The 19,409-nt window shown below is 53.1% G+C and carries 19 protein-coding genes and 3 tRNA genes; 16 read left to right on the top strand and 6 right to left on the bottom strand.

What is annotated here, in order from left to right; translation table 11 throughout:
- The first annotated feature begins 40 nt into the window (after positions 1-40).
- Positions 41-676 (top strand): LysE family translocator, encoded by a 636-nt coding sequence (locus COO92_RS19265; protein WP_101304596.1) that lies wholly within the window; start codon positions 41-43, stop codon positions 674-676.
- On the opposite strand, the gene COO92_RS19260 is transcribed toward COO92_RS19265, so the two are convergent.
- Positions 648-1,529, bottom strand: coding sequence for a protein-methionine-sulfoxide reductase heme-binding subunit MsrQ (locus COO92_RS19260; RefSeq protein ID WP_101304654.1), 882 nt, complete (start codon positions 1,527-1,529; stop codon positions 648-650). The two genes, COO92_RS19265 and COO92_RS19260, sit on opposite strands and share 29 nt — an antisense overlap.
- 211 nt (positions 1,530-1,740) lie before the next feature.
- Here COO92_RS19260 and COO92_RS19255 point away from each other — a divergent pair, with 211 nt between their 5' ends.
- Positions 1,741-2,184: a CoA-binding protein gene (locus tag COO92_RS19255; protein WP_101304595.1), complete on the top strand. Its 444-nt coding sequence runs from the start codon at positions 1,741-1,743 to the stop codon at positions 2,182-2,184.
- 91 nt (positions 2,185-2,275) lie between these two features.
- On the opposite strand, the gene COO92_RS19250 is transcribed toward COO92_RS19255, so the two are convergent.
- Both COO92_RS19250 and COO92_RS19245 read right to left on the bottom strand, forming a co-directional pair.
- A complete protein-coding gene (locus COO92_RS19250) occupies positions 2,276-2,917 on the bottom strand; it encodes a hypothetical protein (protein ID WP_022730478.1) in 642 nt (213 codons plus the stop codon).
- A gap of 173 nt (positions 2,918-3,090) precedes the next feature.
- Positions 3,091-3,990 (bottom strand): OmpA family protein, encoded by a 900-nt coding sequence (locus tag COO92_RS19245; RefSeq protein WP_101304594.1) that lies wholly within the window; start codon positions 3,988-3,990, stop codon positions 3,091-3,093.
- A 226-nt stretch (positions 3,991-4,216) separates the two neighbouring features.
- Between COO92_RS19245 and COO92_RS19240 the strand changes: the two genes are divergently transcribed.
- From COO92_RS19240 to COO92_RS19230, 3 genes are all read left to right on the top strand, one after another.
- Positions 4,217-5,212 carry a mechanosensitive ion channel family protein gene (locus COO92_RS19240; protein ID WP_101304593.1) on the top strand — a complete coding sequence of 332 codons (996 nt, stop codon included), beginning with the start codon at positions 4,217-4,219 and terminating at the stop codon, positions 5,210-5,212.
- 187 nt (positions 5,213-5,399) lie between these two features.
- On the top strand, positions 5,400-5,981 hold the full coding sequence (locus tag COO92_RS19235) for a DJ-1/PfpI family protein (protein WP_022730474.1): 582 nt from the start codon (positions 5,400-5,402) through the stop codon (positions 5,979-5,981).
- 117 nt (positions 5,982-6,098) lie between these two features.
- Positions 6,099-6,413, top strand: a complete 315-nt coding sequence (locus COO92_RS19230) for a ribbon-helix-helix domain-containing protein (protein ID WP_101304592.1) — start codon at positions 6,099-6,101, stop codon at positions 6,411-6,413.
- Positions 6,414-6,438: 25 nt separating this feature from the next.
- Here the strand turns inward: COO92_RS19230 and COO92_RS19225 are convergent, their stop codons facing one another.
- The 3 genes from COO92_RS19225 to pyk all read right to left on the bottom strand — a co-directional run bounded on the left by COO92_RS19225 (position 6,439) and on the right by pyk (position 10,722).
- Positions 6,439-7,389, bottom strand: a complete 951-nt coding sequence (locus COO92_RS19225) for a hypothetical protein (RefSeq protein WP_101304591.1) — start codon at positions 7,387-7,389, stop codon at positions 6,439-6,441.
- 5 nt (positions 7,390-7,394) lie between these two features.
- Positions 7,395-8,900 (bottom strand): DUF2336 domain-containing protein, encoded by a 1,506-nt coding sequence (locus COO92_RS19220; protein ID WP_101304590.1) that lies wholly within the window; start codon positions 8,898-8,900, stop codon positions 7,395-7,397.
- Positions 8,901-9,306: 406 nt separating this feature from the next.
- On the bottom strand, positions 9,307-10,722 hold the full coding sequence (gene pyk, locus COO92_RS19215; RefSeq protein ID WP_022730470.1) for a pyruvate kinase: 1,416 nt from the start codon (positions 10,720-10,722) through the stop codon (positions 9,307-9,309).
- A 286-nt stretch (positions 10,723-11,008) separates the two neighbouring features.
- Between pyk and COO92_RS19210 the strand changes: the two genes are divergently transcribed.
- From COO92_RS19210 to COO92_RS19160, 11 genes are all read left to right on the top strand, one after another.
- Positions 11,009-11,482 (top strand): deoxycytidylate deaminase, encoded by a 474-nt coding sequence (locus tag COO92_RS19210; RefSeq protein WP_022730469.1) that lies wholly within the window; start codon positions 11,009-11,011, stop codon positions 11,480-11,482.
- Positions 11,483-11,766: 284 nt separating this feature from the next.
- Entirely contained in the window at positions 11,767-12,255 is a 489-nt protein-coding gene (locus tag COO92_RS19205; RefSeq protein ID WP_101304589.1) for a response regulator, read from the top strand.
- 36 nt (positions 12,256-12,291) lie between these two features.
- Positions 12,292-12,813: a transcriptional regulator gene (locus COO92_RS19200; RefSeq protein WP_240626522.1), complete on the top strand. Its 522-nt coding sequence runs from the start codon at positions 12,292-12,294 to the stop codon at positions 12,811-12,813.
- Positions 12,814-13,034: 221 nt separating this feature from the next.
- Positions 13,035-13,111 (top strand) — tRNA-Asp (locus tag COO92_RS19195).
- Between the two features lie 368 nt (positions 13,112-13,479).
- Positions 13,480-13,556, top strand: a tRNA-Asp gene (locus COO92_RS19190).
- A 183-nt stretch (positions 13,557-13,739) separates the two neighbouring features.
- Positions 13,740-13,816 (top strand) — tRNA-Asp (locus tag COO92_RS19185).
- 364 nt (positions 13,817-14,180) lie between these two features.
- Entirely contained in the window at positions 14,181-15,770 is a 1,590-nt protein-coding gene (locus COO92_RS19180; protein ID WP_101304587.1) for an ABC transporter substrate-binding protein, read from the top strand.
- Positions 15,771-15,786: 16 nt separating this feature from the next.
- The gene (locus COO92_RS19175; RefSeq protein WP_101304586.1) at positions 15,787-16,854 is read left to right on the top strand and encodes an ABC transporter permease; all 1,068 of its coding nucleotides are present in this window, start codon (positions 15,787-15,789) and stop codon (positions 16,852-16,854) included.
- A gap of 4 nt (positions 16,855-16,858) precedes the next feature.
- Complete coding sequence (nikC, locus tag COO92_RS19170) at positions 16,859-17,782, top strand: nickel transporter permease (RefSeq protein WP_022730464.1); 924 nt, start codon at positions 16,859-16,861, stop codon at positions 17,780-17,782.
- 2 nt (positions 17,783-17,784) lie between these two features.
- On the top strand, positions 17,785-18,627 hold the full coding sequence (locus COO92_RS19165) for an ABC transporter ATP-binding protein (protein WP_101304585.1): 843 nt from the start codon (positions 17,785-17,787) through the stop codon (positions 18,625-18,627).
- 8 nt (positions 18,628-18,635) lie between these two features.
- Entirely contained in the window at positions 18,636-19,400 is a 765-nt protein-coding gene (locus tag COO92_RS19160) for an ABC transporter ATP-binding protein (RefSeq protein WP_101304584.1), read from the top strand.
- Positions 19,401-19,409 lie beyond the last annotated feature (9 nt).

The following is a 19,409-nucleotide window of genomic DNA, read 5'->3' as shown; positions in this document are numbered from 1 at the left end:
TATCCAATCTTTCAATATTCCAGCATTGCGGAGTTTCGATATGCCGATTGAAATCTGGCTTGCCTATGTTGTGGCCTGCTCCATTGTTCTGGCCATTCCCGGCCCGACCATCATGCTTGTGGTCAGTTATGCCTTGGGCAAGGGTCGCCAGACGGCATGGGCAACGGTTCCCGGTGTGGCGCTGGGCGACTTAACCGCCATGACCGTATCGCTTGCCGGTGCGGGTGCGCTGCTTGCAACCTCGGCCGATGCTTTTACCGTCCTGAAACTGTGTGGCGCGGGGTATCTGATTTATCTTGGGATAAAGATGTGGCGCGAAAAGCCGGGCGTGCTTGAAGACAACGCCGACGCCAAGCGCAACCGCCCATCACGGATGTTTTTGCAGGCCTATATCGTGACCGCACTCAACCCCAAGGGCATTGTCTTCTTCATCGCCTTTGTGCCGCAGTTCGTCACCGCAAGCAGCCCGGTCTTGCCGCAGTTCATCATCATGACAACAACCTTTGTCATTCTAGCAGCGGTAAATGTAACGATTTGGGCGGTGATGGCATCGGCCTTACGCGAACGGTTTCGCGATCCCGCTGCCATGCGCCGCCTGACCCGCACCGGTGGTGCGGTGATGATCGGGGCAGGTCTTCTAACCGCCCTTACCCGCCGCGCGAGTGCTGCGGCTTAAGCCGCAGACTGGCCATCACATTTGCGATCACAGTACGCGCAGCACCATCGCGTCCAAACTGGCAGACAACGATCATAAAAAGCCCGGTCAGGAAAACAGTCCAGGCCGGGCGCATCGGCCACATCCATTCAAGATTGGCGGCAAACACGCGATCTGCCGGAACACCGGTTGCAAGCGCATACCACGCATATTCAATACCCGCCGTTGCCAATCCGGCCACCACGGATACGGTAAGAAGCGGCATAAAACTGCGCAAGGACCACCCGCGCCAATGCGCAAAGCGATAAAGCATAAGCGCAACAAAGAACCCGGCCATCAGAGTCGCTTCGCTGACGTCGATCTTGGACTGCATAAAGAAATGCAATGCGCCCAAAATGGCAATGCCATAGCTTGCCTTGTGCAGGCGCGACCAGTTGGCGCCAAGCTTGCGCATGGCAGCCTTCGTCGATGTCGCAGCAAGGATCGACAGCCCGACAACCGCAGCAAACCCGATGGTGAGATAAATCCGCAAGAAAATCTCGCTTACGATTTTGCCAAGATCAAGGTTCTGGCTGATCGCATAAAGCGACAGATGAACCATCACATAGACAAATGCCGCAACACCGATCTGACGGCGTACTTGCACCAGCTTTGAAAACCGTGTGATCCGGCGAAGCGGCGTAATCAAGAGTGATATCAACAGTATCCTGATCGTCCAGTCACCGCTTTCAAGGATGGCTTCCTTGACCGGAATGGTCGCACCACCTTCAAGCACAACCGGCCAAAGCAACATGATGCCCGGCACAATCAGGGCCACAAACACTGTAAGCTTAAAGAACGAAAAGCGCCCCGAAGGATCAAGCCAAGGATACATGCAATAGATGTCCGTCAAAATGAACTGATATGCCACACAACCGCTTTTTAGAACGCGCGTCACCTAACTTGCTTTCAACTTTCCGCGAGGCCCCCGCGATCCATGATCACGTCACCGCCCCGAACACCCGTTGTTACCTGCCAGTTGCCAAGCGAAAAATATCATATAACTTCAAAGCAGTGATACATTTAACAAACAGCGGATGTGAGAGATGACCGAATTTTCAAATCCGGATGATGGCGGTGTTAAAACACTGCTATCGAACACAAAAACCATCGCCCTTGTAGGTGCTAGCCCAAAGCCGGAACGCCCGTCCAACGGGGTTTTAAAGTTCCTTCTTGATCGCGGGTATCACGTTATCCCCGTCAACCCCGGGCAGGCCGGACACCAAATTCACGGGCAGACGGTTGTGGCACAGCTTTCAGACATCAATGAACCGGTCGATATGGTCGATATTTTCCGCAACAGTGATGACGCGGCCGGTGTTATCGACGAGGCCATTGCGATTGGAGCCAAATCGGTCTGGATGCAGCTTGGTGTGATCAATGTGCCTGCCGCCGATAAGGCGGTTGATGCGGGACTGGTGACGGTCATGAACCGATGCCCGGCGATTGAAATACCGCGCCTTTTTGCATCCGATTGGCACGTCAGCTAAGCCATATTGCCATAAATCGCAAATCGACAAACAAAAAGGCACCGGGAATTCCGGTGCCTTGTATTTTTGATGTTACCGGTGTCGGTCGGAATTAACCGCGCCCGCATTTCAGCAGCAATTCAGGCATCAAGCCCTGATTGCCCATAAACACAGACTGAACAGCACTTGTAACGGTATAGGTGGTGGTCTGTTCGTCAACCAGCGGGTCATACAGGCCCGATGTCTCAAGAACCAGTGACATCACACCATCACGCTTGATCCGAAGGGCTGCGAAACCATTGGCGTATTCGCTGCGCGCACATTCTTTACCAAGAATCTGATCAAAATTTCCGACCAGCGCATAGCGCGGGTTTTCCATCAGATGGTCGCGTTTGACAACTGATGACGCCTTAAGGCCTACTTTGGGGATGTATTTGCCGAACCGGGTTTGTGACTGAACGATATAGCCATCCGGGAAATAGACCGCGACGTCTTCTGCCAGCAAGATGCGATCACCGATAACCTGACCGGATCGCAGCAATGCCTTGATGCGCTTGCCCGGAATTTCGCCAGAAAATGCGTTAAACCGCAGAAACTTTCCGTCACCGCGCTGATCAGCAAAATATTTCTCAAAGGGCATAACCGGCGTAACGTCAGCAGATTGCGCAACCCGCGGAGAAACAACCGCCATCATCGCCATACCCAACACGGCACAGCATGCACGTCGAGAAAAGACCAACTTCAAGGCCCCCATTATACGTCCCCGCCTTTAGCTCTTTGGTATAAATCTACAGCAGACATTATGCAGATTAGCGCCAATTTCAACTGCAATTACGCCAAAAAGTTTTTGTTTCCCAAAACCACATACAAAAACAACGAGGTGGCACTATGCCACCTCGTTGCCGAAGATTTGGTAAACGTCGTAGATTAGTCGACGGAGATCGTCACACGACGGTTACGAGGCTCACGAACACCATCCGGAGTCGGGATAAGGAGTTCACCCTCACCAACCGCATCGGTGTCAACAGAGTCACCTTTAATGCCGCGACCGGTCAACTCGTTCAGTGCTGCCGAAGCACGACGCTCGGACAGTTTCAAGTTGTAGGCTGCTGCACCGGAAGAATCGGCGTGACCAACAACATTGATGGTGCCCATGCTCTGTGCCCACTGCTCAGCAGCGGCATCAAGAACACGTTCGGAAACCGGCGTAATTGCAACGCTGTCAAAATCGAAGAAGATCGTGAACAGACGGCTTTCTTTCGGCGCGACTGCAGCAACCGGAGTTGCCATTTCTTCTTTACGAAGTTCAGCCATCGCTGCTTCGAAATCTTTCCAGCACTGGCTGATCAGGTCGTTCTGCCAGCCTTCTTCACTTTCTTCGATCCAGCAATCAAAGCGCGCCTGCGCGATTGCTGCGGTCTCAGGTTTTTCTTCGCGTTTGCCATCATCCAAAAGCGCGATCAGCTCATCACGAACTGCACGTTTCTGGGCGATCTCTTCATCAGAGAAACGCCAGTTGGCCGGATCTTCTGGAAGAAGTGTTTCGTTTTCTGCAACTTTGCCTGCTTTCTTGGCAAAGAAATCAGCATCGAAGAAGTCATACCATTCATCAGCTTCACGCTGCGCATAGGCAATGTATTCTGCCTTAAGCGCCTTACCAAAGCTGGTGGACGGCTCTTGACCAGAAATCGCGCTGGAAACAGAGTTACCATAGGTCAGTGGGTTACCACCGTAGGCAACTGCAGTGCCTGAGTTATCGACACTGCTACACGCGCTCAGCATTGCAACACCGCCGAGAGCGAAAAGAACGGAAGAACGAAACTGCATGTCTTACCCCTGTCGTTTAGGTTGTTATTAGATTAGCAATATATCACCAAAGATGGTTATATTATGACGTAAAACGCACGAAAACACGATCTGTTCCATAGCGATAGTTACATTTTGGTGTTCTTGGCTACTTTTCAACAGCCGCTAAACCTGTATTGTTGAGTATCTCATACAGACGTATGAGTAGCAACCAATACAACCATGACACGGAGCGGACGAGGTTCATATGCTTGAAACCGATGTTGCAACGATCACAGAAGCGCTGAAATCCTTCGCTTTGGGCTTCGGCCTGGATATTCTGGGCGCAATCATTCTTCTTATCGTCGGCTGGTGGGTCGCAGGACGTGCCGCTGCACTTGTCCGCCATTCACTTAAAAATGCAAAATTTGTCGACTCAACATTAAAACCACTGGCCGCAAGCATCGCGCGCTACACGGTTTTAATCTTTGTTCTCATCGCCGTTCTGTCGAACTTCGGCGTGCAAACTGCAAGTATCATCGCCGTACTCGGTGCTGCCGGTCTGGCCATTGGCCTCGCCCTGCAAGGGACACTGTCAAATATCGCCGCTGGCGTTATGATCCTTGTGCTGCGCCCACTTAAGGTTGATGAGTTTGTCGAGGCTGGCTCTGTTTCGGGAACCGTTGTTGAAATCACACTGTTTACGACCTTGCTAAAAACGCCGGACGGCGTCTTTATCTCGGCTCCGAATTCGCAGATCTGGAATAGTGCGATCAAAAACTATTCACGCAACCCGACCCGTCGCCTCGATATCAAGGTCGGTATTTCCTATGACGATGACGTCGATGCCGCCCTTGATTTCCTCAAAAACCTTGTCGCATCTGATGCACGCGTTCTCAAGGATCCCGAACCGATGAGCTTCGTCGCCAATCTTGGTGAAAGCTCGGTTGATCTGACCGCACGTGGCTGGGTCGCAACGTCTGAATTCTGGCCAACCTTCTGGGATCTTAGCCGCCGGTCAAAAACCGAACTTGAGGCCGCTGGCTTCTCTATTCCGTTCCCGCAGCGCGACTTGCACATCAAGGAAACGGCAGAAACGGCCAGTGCGGCAAAACCCGCCGCCAAGCCTGCGGCGAAGGCTCCTGCGAAAAAACCGGCACCGCGTTCAAGCGCCAGCACGGCGAAAACCGCAACCAAAACAGCGGCCAAATCGACAACGGCCCGCAAAACAGCAGCTTCGAAAGCAACACCGCCCAAAAGCTGACCTGTCTTTAAAATTTAATACTGAAAAGAGGCCCAACCGGGCCTCTTTTTTTATATCCATCTTTATGCCCGGCACCAGACATGGGCCCCGACATCGGCAAGCCGGGCAACGTAGTATCCCGCTGTTACCCGCACCCGATCAAACAAGCCTATAGTTCAAAGATCAAAAACCCGCGGGAGGATAAAAAATGTCTGCAAAGAAAATTCTGATGATCGTTGGCGACTATGCCGAGGATTACGAAACAATGGTTCCATTCCAGACCCTGTTGGCAGTCGGCCATCACGTTGATACGGTCTGCCCGGATAAAAAGGCTGGCGACAGCATTGCCACTGCCATCCATGACTTTGAAGGCGATCAGACCTACAGCGAAAAACGCGGCCATAACTTTGCACTCAATGCAGATTTCTCTGCGGCGCGTGCGGAAAACTATGACGCGGTCCTGATCCCCGGTGGACGTGCCCCGGAATATCTGCGCCTGAACGAAGATGTCATTCGACTTGTCCGTGATTTTAACGATGCCGACAAACCAATTGCCGCTGTTTGTCATGGCGCGCAACTTCTTGCCGCGGCTGACATCCTTAAAGATCGCCGTGTATCGGCCTACCCGGCCTGTGCACCCGAAGTAAAAATGGCCGGTGGCACCTATGCCGATATCGCCATTGATGACGCCTGTGTTGATGGAAACCTAGTGACCGCACCGGCATGGCCCGCCCATCCTAAATGGATGGCTGCCTTCCTTGTGGTTCTGGGCACCGAAATCAAATTGTGATCGCGTGTCGCCCAATCGCTGATTGCGCTTGGGCGACATTTGCCTGACCATGGCCCTGTAAAAAGAAAAGCTGTCGACCCAAGATAACCGACAGCACTTTCAGGAAAGGCCATCAATATGTGTCAAATATATTCCGGCACCGAACCCGAACTTTACCAATGCGTAAGCCGGTCTATTCGGATGAATGGTGTTGTCACCAGCCTGCGCCTTGAATTGCGCTTCTGGCAAATTCTCGATGAAATCGCCGCAGGCGAAGGATTTAGCACCCCACAGTTTTTGGGTAAAATCCACGACGAAGTCTTCACCCAACGCGGCGATATTCCCAATTTCGCATCCTTGATGCGGGTCATCTGTACGGTATATCTGGAAAAACAGGCTGGACTTCACACTGGCCCACACAACAACGCCGCCGAATCCCGGCTGGTTGGATAAACTGTGTTATTTGGAATAACAGACTCTAGTTCAGCCAGGACGACAATTCGCGTGAACTAAACCCGCCGCTGCTCATCATCGGTGGATTAACCGTGCGTTTTAAGGTCTGTTCTGCGGGTTTGATGATGCTGTTGCGACGGTGAAGGCCTGCCGCAACACCAAAATCAATTTGCGTGCCTGCCGCCATATCCTTGATTGGACGTGACGCTGCATTTATCGGCGTTTTAGGTGCTGGCTGCTTTTGCTTGGCTTCGTAAATCCAGCGCAGTTCCTGCTTTAACGTTTGATACTCCGGGGTATCGGGTGCGGAGTTAACCTCGTTAACAATCTGAAGCTTGACCATCTGCGGGAACTGATCAAGCCGCTCAAGCAGCATGAACTTGACACTTGGCCGCACTGCATCGGATCGCATCAATTTCATCACCAGACGGCGATATATATCGATGCGCAGATTGCCGTTAGATGCCAGTTCAATAAACTCTTCGACAAATTCACGCGCAACCATTTTGCCGTCAAGCAAGGCGCGAAGGTTTTCAGCCATCGCCCGGCGATAGGATTCACGAATTTCGACAACGTGATTGGATGCGCGCGTGCGCACCAGATGAAATGCTTCCGGGCTAAAGGCGTTCTTGGTCAGAAGCTTGGCGCAATCGGCCACCAGTTCGTGTTTGGTGGCATCAGAAACCACTTCAAACACGCCAGTAATCAGTTCTTTGCACTTTGCATGTGGCCCCATACGAATGGCCGCAGCAAGTGCCATCGGGCTTTCAGGATCACGGGTCGCAATCACTGCCAGTGCAATCGGATCATCATATTGCATCAAGGCCAGATCATTGCTCAGCAGGTGTTCAGGCATCAGCAAACGCAGCTGCTTGGCAGCGCCCATCACCGTAAGCGGTTCTCTGCTCTGATAGCTTTCCTTGATGTTGAGCGCGTATTTCAGCCCATCATAGGAAATGCCGTGATTGTTGCTCATGGCATTCAGTCTCCCTTTCGACCCTTGGGCCGACTATCAGAGACCAATCCTTCAATGCCACTTCCCTTGCGGGTCCGGCGGCTTTGTCCGACGTTTTCACGCGGCTTTGCTTCACGCGCGGCTGCATCAGGTTCTTTTTCGACGCGCGGCTTGGACACTGATGGCTTCATATCGTTAAAGAAATCGATATACCAATCCATATCCGTCGTCGCCAGGGCATAGCGCCCACCCGCAGCCGGGCTTTCGATACTGGCTTCCGGAATACCACTGCTAAGCTGCAAGACAACCGCAGACGGTGCGGTCATCCCCGAACGCCATGCCAATGCGGTAATTGCGCGCGCACTGCCTGAATCAAGAATTTTGGATACAACAACCACCGGCAGCTGGGCATAATGCCCCAGCGCCTGAACAACCAGCGCATCCTCGTTGCGCGACAGCGCATCAAGAACATACTGGTCAATTGTCATCTGGGTATTTGATGCGACTTCCTCGCTGTGGTCTTCCATCTGACCATCGGCAACGTCGACCATCATGCCATCGGCCGGATCGTGGGCCGGCATGCGGTTTTCAAACCGCGCCTTTTCGATCCGCTGGCGTACAGATTGGCGCATGGCGCGCGCAACTTCGGTCCGCATACGCCCCTGTTCAACCAATGTGTCAAACAGCGACGCCATGATAAAATGCGCAATCCGGCGTTGTGCCTGCCGCGAAATACGGTTTTGTCCGCCCAACAAATCATTTGCCGGTGCGGCTGGTTTCTTTTCAAGACGCTCGGCGAAATGCGGGGCCAGTGCCACGACATTACGCGGCGTTTCGTCAGATGACAGCAGACGGTTCAAAAGACCGCCCTTCTCTTTTTCGGATTTTTGTTCAATCAGACGCGCCTTTGCGGCGGCTTTCTGCTCGGAACGTGCCCGTTCCGAAGCGGTCTGAACAAATTCACCGCGACCGCGCATGACATCAAGGAAATCCGAATCGCTCAGAAGTTCGATATATTCCCCAATCGATACCCGGCCAATCGCCTGAATATCCTGACGCAGGCGCGTTGCGGCCTGACGGGTCATATAAGGTGTGTGGCCAAGTTCCTGATCAATCAGCGCAATGACCTGCGGGCGATAACAATCGCCCATATTGGCAATGGCCGCCACGAACTCATCAACCATTGTCAATCGTTCGGACGGGCTGACATCGGCAAGATGGCGGCGCAGGCGCCGGGCAACATCCATGCGAACGTCGCTGTCAAAATCCGGTGAGCTGTCTTCATCGTCTTCCGCGTCGGCCATTTCCGATGAAAGGCGCGCAGCATGTTCAAGTGCCGAAAGATTGGGAATATCGTCGGTGGACTGTTTTCGGGGAATCCGGCGCGCCTGTGCGTTGGCCTGATCTGCACCAAAGGCATCAGGTGCAACAGTACGGACCGTTTGTGCAAGGTCACGAAGCTTCGCCGTGGCTTTATCATCAAGCCCCGCGTCACCCGTATTTTTTTGCCGATTGAACATCCAACTCAGCATTGTCGCAGCAATTCCCCTGGTCCCGTGCCTTGCGGCAGGTCGGTGTTAACAAACGCCAACACCCTGATTTTATTATTGTGTCAGCGCAGTTTAAACAGAACTTGGCGCGCTTCACAACCTGACCGATCGTCTATCCTCGGCTCCCCATTTGCAACCATCACATATCATCAGATACATGCCTGATTACCGATCAACTATCGACGGAAAGACTCAAAAAAACATTAACAATACAGAGGCCTATACAACGACAGGCATAAAACCCCACGACCCGCCACGCCAAACCAGTTTTTCCAGCCTGTTTTAGACCACAGCACAACCTCGTCGCCCAAAAGCCAGACAAAGAAAAACGGGCGGCCTTGAAAGCCACCCGTTTTGGTAAATCGGCAAACAAACGTCAAAGACGCCGTTAGCTAACCCATGCAATGCGCAGGATGTTGGTTGCACCGGGCGTCCCAAACGGCACACCTGCGGTAATCACCAACGAATCCCCGACCTTGGCGAATTCTTCGCGCTGGGCAACTTCACATGCAATGCCAACCATTTCTGCGAAGTTCGTCGCATCACGGGTAAACACGGCATGGACACCCCAGCACAACGTCATCCGACGTGCGGTCTGGATTTTCGGCGTCAGGCCCAGAATTGGAACTTCCGGACGCTCACGCGCGGCACGAAGCGACGTCGAACCCGACGTGGTATAGGTCACAACAGCCTTGGCACCAATGGTCCCCGCCACCTGACGGGCAGCAGCACTGATGGCATCCGGGGAATTGTGTTCCGGATCCGGACGATTGGCATCGCGCAAACGATAATAAAGCTCGTCCTCTTCGACCCGGACCATAATACGGTCCATGATCGAAACGGTCTCAAGCGGATATTTACCCACCGCACTTTCCGCAGACAGCATCACCGCATCGGCACCATCATAAATGGCAGTGGCAACGTCGGAGGCTTCGGCACGGGTCGGGGTCGGGTTTGACACCATCGAGTCAAGCATCTGGGTCGCAACAATCACCGGCTTACCGGCTTCGCGGCACGCCTTGATGATGCGTTTCTGCAAGATCGGCACGTCTTCTGGCGGGCATTCGACACCAAGGTCGCCACGCGCAACCATGATGATGTCCGACAGATCAACAATCTCGGCAAGATGCTCAATCGCCTGCGGCTTTTCCAGTTTGGAAACGATGGCCGCACGGCCCTGAATGATTTTGCGGGCTTCGGCAACATCTTCAGGACGCTGAACGAATGACAGCGCAACAAAATCAACGCCCATTTCCAGACCGTAATCAAGATCGATACGGTCTTTTTCGGTCAACGGTGACATCGGCAACATGACGTCGGGCAGGTTAACGCCCTTACGGTTGGACAGCGGCCCACCGGTGATCACGGTACATTCTGCGGATTTGTCATCGCATTTTTCAACACGCATACGCAGCTTGCCATCATCGAGCAAAAGGTTTGCGCCCGGTTTCAGGGCTGCGTAAACCTCGGGATGCGGCAGGGAAACACGCTTTTTGTCACCCGGCTTTTTGTCCATGTCGAATTTGAACGTATCACCAGCCGCAAGCTCGATCTGCTCATCGGCAAAGGTCCCGACGCGAATTTTAGGACCCTGAAGGTCCATCAAAACCCCGATCGGACGGCCGAGTTTGGATTCTACAGCGCGGATTGCTTCGAAACGTTTTTGGTGTTCTGCATGCTCACCATGCGAAAAATTCAGCCGGAAAACATCTACACCTGACTTTACGATCTTCTCCAGCATATCTGGATGAGAGCTCGCTGGCCCCAGGGTTGCGATGATTTTCGCCTTACGTTGACGGCGCATCGGCTAATACCTCTTGTTATTTGGGTTACACATGAGCCCTTCCGCTTCGGCCTGCATCTGCGGCGAGGCGTCAAGGCGTCCTGATCTTTTCTGGGGGTACCCCCTTAATAGTCAATAAGCCCCGCTTTGAACAGGGACTTTTCACTAAATGCCTTTACAAAAATGTGATTTTTCACTGGACAATTACAAGGAGCACCTTCTTAAAAGACCTGATAGCATGCGCAGCGCTGCGTAAATGTGACACGCTGATTAATCTGATACACCTTTGACAACAGGGCCCCTTTTCATGAGCAAATGGCACCATCGCTTTCTTGGTCTTGCGGCACATATCGCAGACTGGTCAAAGGATCGCAGCACGCAGGTTGGTGCGGTTGTCATCGGCCCCAAAAAGGAAATTCGGGCTGTTGGCTATAACGGTTTTCCGCGTGGTGTCGATGACACAGTCGAACGTCGCCATCAACGCCCGGAAAAATACGCTTATACCGAACACGCCGAACGCAACGCCATTTACAATGCCAGTTATACCGGCACATCGCTTGATGGCTGCGCGCTGTATGTGACGCATTTCCCCTGCTGTGACTGCGCACGTGCGATTATTCAGGCGGGCATCGCCGAAGTTTTTGTTGATAAAAGCAAACTGACCGACGATTTTCTTGAACGTTGGGAACAGGATATGAAAATTTCGACCGAAATGTTTGAGGAATCGGGTGTTGCCGTACAGGTCATTGACGAAGAAGGCGCAACCGAACCCCTGAAATAAAACAGCCTCCCCCTTTACTCCGGGAACGACAGCCCAATATGATGGGCTGCTCTCTTGGGCACGAGCAAAAAAACACAAGAAACTGAAACGTCATTTGTTCAATACCTTCAACTGTCTGCGCGTCAGTATTTGTCAGAATTCAGCTCGGTTTTCCGATCTGTTTGCGCTTGCTGGAAACCAGACAAAGGTATAAGGGTTTAAGACCAACAGCACACTAAGGGGTTTGGTGCTGTTTCCCCTGAACACCGACGCATTTCGTGATGATGCTCAGGAAGCAAGGCTGGATGAACGCAAAAATCGACTTTAGTAAAATCAGTTTTCTGATTGTAGACGGGGATAAGATTTCAGCACAGGTTGTGTATGATACCCTCGCATATCTTGGTGCCAGTCATATTCAGCGGGTCAAGACGCCCAATGACGCCTTTGACGTGCTGCGTCGCGAACAGATTGACATTGTTGTCTGCGAATGGCGGCTGCGTGGTATGGACGGGCTGGAATTCCTTGATGTCATGCGCAATTCGACCAACTCACCAAACCGCTTTATCCCCGTGATCATGCTGACCGCACATTCCGAAATGAAGTATGTGACGACAGCACGCGATCTTGGAATTACAGAATTTCTTGCAAAACCCTTCAATGCCAAGGCACTGTATAGTCGCTTGGTTTCGGTCATCGCGCGACCACGACGTTTCATTAATACCGGAACGTATTTTGGTCCCGATCGCCGCCGTCGACAGGTACAATTCGACGGCCCTGACCGAAGGGAACTGTAACGGATGACACATTATGACTGGGGAAGCGGAGCAATCGTGACACCAGAAGAACCGAAGAAAAAGAAAAACGTACAGATCATTCCGGCTCAGACAGACCTGAAGCGGCGTGCTGTGAATTTCGTCAAGGGGTTCGACATTAATTTGTCCCCTGAACAGCTCGAAGAACTCGAAAATGTTGTTCAGCGCAGCACAGAGACCTTTGTGCGCGACGTCGGCAAGGAACTTATGGATTGCCGCAAAATTGTCATCGGCGCGCTGGGCGATAAATCCAGGCGCCCGGAGGCTGTTGCGGCCTGCGGTGACCTTGCCTATTCGGTAAAGGCCCTTGGTGGCACGTTTCAGTATCCCCTGATGACCCAGATTGCAAAATCAATGGAAAGCTTCGTCGCGGACCGCACAACGGCAAACGAAAAACAGCTTCTTGTTTCACAGCTTCATATTGATTCTCTCTATGTCATTCTGGCAAGCCGCGTCACCGGGTTCGGCACAACTGTCGAACAGGCCACCGTTGCCGCCCTGACCAAACTTGCCGAACGCTATGAACTGCCACGCGAATAACGATCCTGCGGACAAAGCCATATTGACCGCCCTGACACGCGATCAATCATCTTACTACACGTTATAAATAATTGTCTGGACTGGCGCACCAGAAACGGCGAAGGCGCATTTCACGGGTCGGGTTAAACTTTTGCGCGATACGGTAAAGAAAATTACTTTTCGCACTCAAAAAGCCCTTGCCACAGCGCACAGCCACTTATATAAACCGCGCCACACACCATGCGGGTGTAGCTCAGTTGGTTAGAGCGCCGGCCTGTCACGCCGGAGGCCGCGAGTTCAAGTCTCGTCACTCGCGCCATTCCCTCCCAATGGGAATGAAACAAAAAAGCACCACGGTTTTACCGCTGGTGCTTTTTTGTTTTTCAATGCCTGACGACGGTTCTTTGCAGTATTGATCACCTTCCGCACCAAATCCCCCTGCGCGCGTTCAAGACGACATCACATATGGTCGATCTTGGCTTTTCATCCCCCGCAATAGCGTCCTTAATCCACGCAATCTGACCGTCAAAAACATACAAAATTCGCCACGCAAGTTTGGCCCATAACACATTGAAACAAAGCAATATTTCCACGAAATCCCGGAACAGGGCCTACAAGGTTCATTTTTTTGCAAAAAAGCCCTTGCCACAGCGCACTGCCGCTTATATAAACCGCGCCACACACCATGCGGGTGTAGCTCAGTTGGTTAGAGCGCCGGCCTGTCACGCCGGAGGCCGCGAGTTCAAGTCTCGTCACTCGCGCCATTCCCTCCCAATGGGAATGAAACAAAAAAGCACCACGGTTTTTCCGCTGGTGCTTTTTTGTTTTTGGCCGATTTCATGCGCCGGTTCACACCAAAAGTGTCGGCATTGTTTTTCTTTGAAATTTCGGCCAGAAAACACTTGCCAGCAGACAGCGGTATTTATATAAACCGCGCCACACACCGCGCGGGTGTAGCTCAGTTGGTTAGAGCGCCGGCCTGTCACGCCGGAGGCCGCGAGTTCAAGTCTCGTCACTCGCGCCACTCTTTTAAAGAGTATGCAAAAGTCGCTTTTCAAAAGCGGCTTTTTTTGTGTCTGAATCCCCTCTTCCCGGCGGCCCTCATTTTTTGCGTCTGTCCTTTACGGGCCCGAACGCCAGAAATTCACAACCGATACGCGAACACATCTGAATTCACACCGCCATTGCGTGGAATTTAGGCAATCCTGACCGTCTGGTCATTGATTAATCGTATAATTTATGCTCAGCTTCGCGGACAACAGACAACGATCTCGCAGGCCGCCCCACTTTCAGGTGATGTGAATTTTTCAGATACAGTTTCATGCTGGTGTCTGAAACACGCATTGCTCAGGCCTGCTGTCCCACAACAACAAAACGGGAGGCGCATCATGCGCAAATTTATTGCAGGGCTGGTCATGGGGACCGCGCTCATAACGACGCCATTGGCAGCACAGGCCGACACGCCGAAAAACGCACTGGTCATGGCCTTCGCCATTGATGACATCATCACACTCGATCCGGCACAGATTTTCGAATTTTCCGGTGCCGAATATGCCGGTAACACCTATGACCGTCTGATCGGGTTCGATAATGATGACGTGTCAAAAATCTATGGCGTTCTGGCCGAAAGCTGGGACGTTTCCGAAGACGGTAAAACCTTCACCTTTAAAATGCGTGATGGCGTTGAATTCGCGTCGGGCAATGACCTGACTGCCGAAGATGCCGCCTTCTCGCTGCAACGTGTGATCCTGCTCGATCAGTCCCCGGCCTTTATTCTTGGTCAGTTCGGCCTTACCCCGGACAACGTCAAAGAAAAAATCCGTGCGACGGACGAGTCGACGCTGGTCATGGAACTCGACAAACCTTATGCGCCAAGCTTCGTTCTGTATTGCCTGACCGCAGGTGTCGGTGCAGTGATCGATAAGGAAGAAGTCCTTGCCCACGAAGTCGACGGCGATCTCGGTCATGAGTGGCTGAAAACCAACTATGCCGGCTCCGGCCCGTTCAAACTGAACAAATGGACCGCGGGTCAAAGCCTGAGCCTGACGGCGAACGAAGATTACTGGGATGGCGCACCTGAAATGAAGCGCGTCATCATCCGTAACGTCAAAGAAGCCGCTTCCCAGCAGCTCCTTCTGGAAAAAGGCGATATTGATATTGCCCGTAACCTCGAAGCAGATCAGTTGGCATCGATCAAGGGTGACGACGACATCAAGTTGATGTCAAAGGGTAAAGGTGCACTTTGGTATCTTGGCCTGTCACAGAAAAACGAATATCTGTCCAATCCGAAGGTCCGCGAAGCCCTGAAATACCTTGTCGATTACACGGGTATTTCTGAAACCATCCTCGCAGGTCGTTCCCAGATCCATCAGGCATTCCTGCCCGAAGGTTTCCTTGGGGCTTATAACGAAAATCCATACAGCCTGAACATCGAAAAAGCCAAGGAACTGTTGGCCGAAGCAGGCCTTCCCGATGGCTTCAGTGTCACCATGGATACCCGTAACACCACCGCAATCATGGCGATGGCACAGTCGATCCAGGCGACCTGGGCGCAGGCGGGCATCAATCTGGAAATCATTCCGGGCGATGGTAAGCAGACCCTGACCAAATACCGCGCGCGTCAGCACGATATCTATATCGGCCGCTGGGGCCCGGATTATCAGGATCCACACACCAATGCATCGACCTTTGCGTGGAACCCGGATAACTCCGACGATGCCACCGCAAAACCGCTGGCATGGCGTAATTCTTGGGACGCTGGCCCGCTGACGGCTGAAACGGATGCCGCCACCCTTGAACGCGATGATGCGAAACGTGCAGCAATGTATGTCGACCTTCAGAAAAAAGTTCTCGAAAGTGGTCCGTTCGTTGTGATGTTCCAGGAAACCGAAATTGCGTCCATGCGCAAGAATGTGAACAACTTCGTCCTCGGTCCGTCGTTCGATAACAACTATTATCGTTTTGTCACCAAAGACTAAGGAGACAACGGTCGTAATGTCCGCTGTTACACGCAAAAACCGGGACGGGCGCACACGCGCCCGTCTCTTTTCCGGCAAGGCAGGAAGCCTCCTGCGCCTTGTTTTTTCGCTGGCCATTACATTCTTCGGTCTGCTTCTGGTCACATTCCTGATTGGCCGCGTTTTGCCAATTGATCCGGTTCTGGCCGCCGTTGGCGACCGTGCTCCGCAAGCCGTCTATGACCGCGTGCGCGAAGAAATGGGCCTTAACCTGCCAATTTGGCAGCAATTCTTTATTTATATTTCCAATATCCTTCAAGGCGATTTCGGTACGTCTGTTTTGACGTCGAACCCGGTCCTTGAAGACATCAAACGCGTTTTCCCAGCCACCCTCGAACTTGCCACCATCGCCACCATTATCGGTGTCATTCTGGGCATCCCGGCGGGTGTTTTTGCCGCAATCAACAAAGGGAAATGGCCTGACCACGTTGTCCGCGTCATTGGCCTTGCTGGCTATTCGATGCCGATCTTCTGGCTCGGCCTGATGGGGCTTCTGGTTTTCTACATGAAACTTGATTGGGTTGCGGGGCCCGGCCGCCTTGATGCGTTCTATGTCGATTTCATCGAACCGACCACCGGTTTGATGCTGGTCGACACCCTGATCGAAGGCGACATGGATTTGTTCTGGAATGCGGTGTCACACATCATTCTGCCCGCCTCCATCCTTGCCTATTTCTCGCTGGCTTATATTGCGCGCATGACCCGATCGTTCATGCTTGAACAGCTCAGTCAGGAATACATTCTGACCGCACGGGTCAAAGGCATCTCCGAACATCGCATTATCTGGCGCCATGCACTGGGCAACGTCATGGTCCCACTGGTCACCGTGATTGCGCTATCCTATGCCAACCTGCTCGAAGGGTCGGTTTTGACCGAAATCATCTTTGCCTGGCCCGGTCTTGGTCTGTACATCACCAATTCACTGCTCAATGCCGATATGAATGCGGTTCTGGGTGGAACTGTTGTCGTGGGGGCCGTCTTTATCAGCGTGAACATGCTGTCTGACGTGCTCTATCGCTTCCTCGACCCACGGGCACGGAGATAACCCCATGACCACACAAATCTCCACTGCAAAACCCGGCCTGAAACAGTGGCTGACATCCGACACCCCGCAATCGCGCTGGCAGGCTAAATGCGGCCGCGCGTGGCTGGGCTGGATCAAGTTTTCCGAAAACAAACTGGCCATGATTGGCCTTTCAGTTGTGGTCGGCCTGATCCTTGTCACAATCTTTGCCCCGCTTCTGGCTCCCTATGACCCCCTTGCCGCAAACCTTGCCAACCGTATTCAGCCGCCCAGTGGCGACCACTGGTTTGGCACCGATCAATTGGGCCGCGATATCCTGTCACGCCTAATTTACGGCGCACAATATACTCTGCTTATCGTTGGGCTGGTCGCCATCACTGCCGCCCCGCTTGGCCTTCTGGTCGGCACCGCTGCGGGCTTCTTTGGTGGCTGGATTGATGCGGTCTTGATGCGCATCACCGACGTTTTTCTGGCATTCCCGAAACTGATTTTGGCCCTGGCCTTTGTTTCTGCCCTCGGACCGGGGATTGAAAACGCCATTCTTGCCATCGCGATTACCGCGTGGCCGCCCTATGCCCGTATTGCACGCGCAGAAACCATCACAGTGCGCAAAGAAGACTATATCGAAGCAGCCCGTCTTCAGGGCACCTCGAACTTTGCCCTGATCATTGGTCACATCACTCCGATGTGCATGAGCTCGCTTGTCGTGCGTGTCACCCTTGATATGGCAGGCATGATCCTGATTGCGGCCGGTCTTGGCTTCCTCGGTCTTGGCGCACAGCCGCCGATGCCTGAATGGGGGGCGATGGTGTCTGATGGGCGTCAGTTCCTGCTTGAACAGTGGTGGGTTGCCACCGTACCGGGGCTTGCCATCTTTGTTGTCAGTCTGGGCTTCAACCTTCTGGGTGATGGCCTGCGCGATGTTCTTGATCCACGCGGAGGGGATTGATCATGAGTTCCGAAACCCTTCTGACCGTCAAAAACCTTGAAGTCACGTTCAACACGCCAAAGGGCAAAGTCCATGCCGTACGCGGTGTGTCGTTTGACCTTGGTCGTGAGCGTCTTGGCATTGTTGGCGAATCCGGGTCTGGTAAATCCCAGACCGGGCGCGCCATCCTTGGGCTGACGGCGGCAAACGGCGCCATAACGGCTGACAAAATGCAGTTTCGCGATGTCGATCTTGCCAACCTGACGCCAAAGCAGTGGCGCAAGGTGCGCGGTGCCCGCATTTCCATGATCATGCAGGACCCGAAATACTCGCTTAATCCTGTCATGACCATTGGCGATCAGATTATCGAGGCCTACCGCGAACACCATAAGGTCAACGCCAAGGAAGCGCGCCTTCGCGCCCTTGAAATGCTCGAGGCGGTCAAAATCCGTGACCCGGAACGCGTGTTCAATTCTTATCCGCACGAAACATCGGGCGGCATGGGACAACGCGTGATGATTGCCATGATGCTGATCCCCGATCCGGAACTGATCATTGCCGATGAACCGACATCGGCCCTTGATGTGACGGTACAGCTTCAGGTCATGGCAATTCTGGATGATCTGGTGCGCGATCGTGGCATGGCACTGATTTTCATCAGCCATGATTTGCAACTGATCTCAAGCTTTTGCGACCGGGTTCTGGTGATGTATCAGGGCCATGTTGTCGAAGAATTGCGGGCATCCGAACTGCACAACGCCAAACACCCCTATACCAAGGGCCTTTTGAACTGCTTGCCGAAAATGGATGGCGATCATTCCGATCTGCCGACCCTTGAACGCGAAGCAAGCTGGGCAGAGGGTTAAAAAACACCATGATCGAGATTTCAAAACTCAACGCCTGGTTCGATGACAATCACGTGCTCAAAGACGTCGATATCAGCGTCCCCGCCAACGGATCATTTGGTCTGGTGGGCGAATCCGGGTCGGGTAAATCGACCGTCCTTCGCACCGTCACCGGCCTTGTCGATGACTGGGAAGGCACCATTACAGTCAAGGGTAAGAAACTTGGCCCCAAACGCGACAAGGATTTCTATCGCCTTGCGCAAATGGTGTTTCAGGACCCGTTCGGATCCCTGCATCCGCGCCACACCATCGACCGTATTCTGACCGAACCGGTCAATATTCACGGTCTGGGCAATTCCGATGCCCGCGTGGTTGAGGCCCTTACGCAGGTCGGGCTCGATAACGCGTTTCGGTTCCGATACCCCCATCAGCTTTCCGGCGGGCAACGTCAGCGTGTGGCGATTGCGCGTGCGCTTATTCTTGAACCGAAAATCCTGCTGCTGGATGAGCCGACATCGGCACTCGATGTGTCTATTCAGGCAGAGGTGCTCAACCTTCTGGGCCGGTTGCGCCGCGACCTTGGCCTGACCTATATCATGGTCAGCCACGATCTCGCCGTGGTGGCACATATGTGTGACGATATCGCCATCATGAACCATGGCCGCATTGTTGAACGGGCCACCGCCGAACAACTTGCCGAAGGCACGCTCGAACACCCCTATTCCCAGCAACTTTATAAGGCCGCTGGCGGATACGACCGTGCGGTTGTCGACACCTTTGTTGATTGGGACTGAACGGAGATA

Origin of the sequence: Thalassospira lohafexi (assembly GCF_002844275.1) — a bacterium.
GTDB lineage: Bacteria > Pseudomonadota > Alphaproteobacteria > Rhodospirillales > Thalassospiraceae > Thalassospira > Thalassospira lohafexi.
This window is presented reverse-complemented; position numbering and strand designations above follow the sequence as displayed.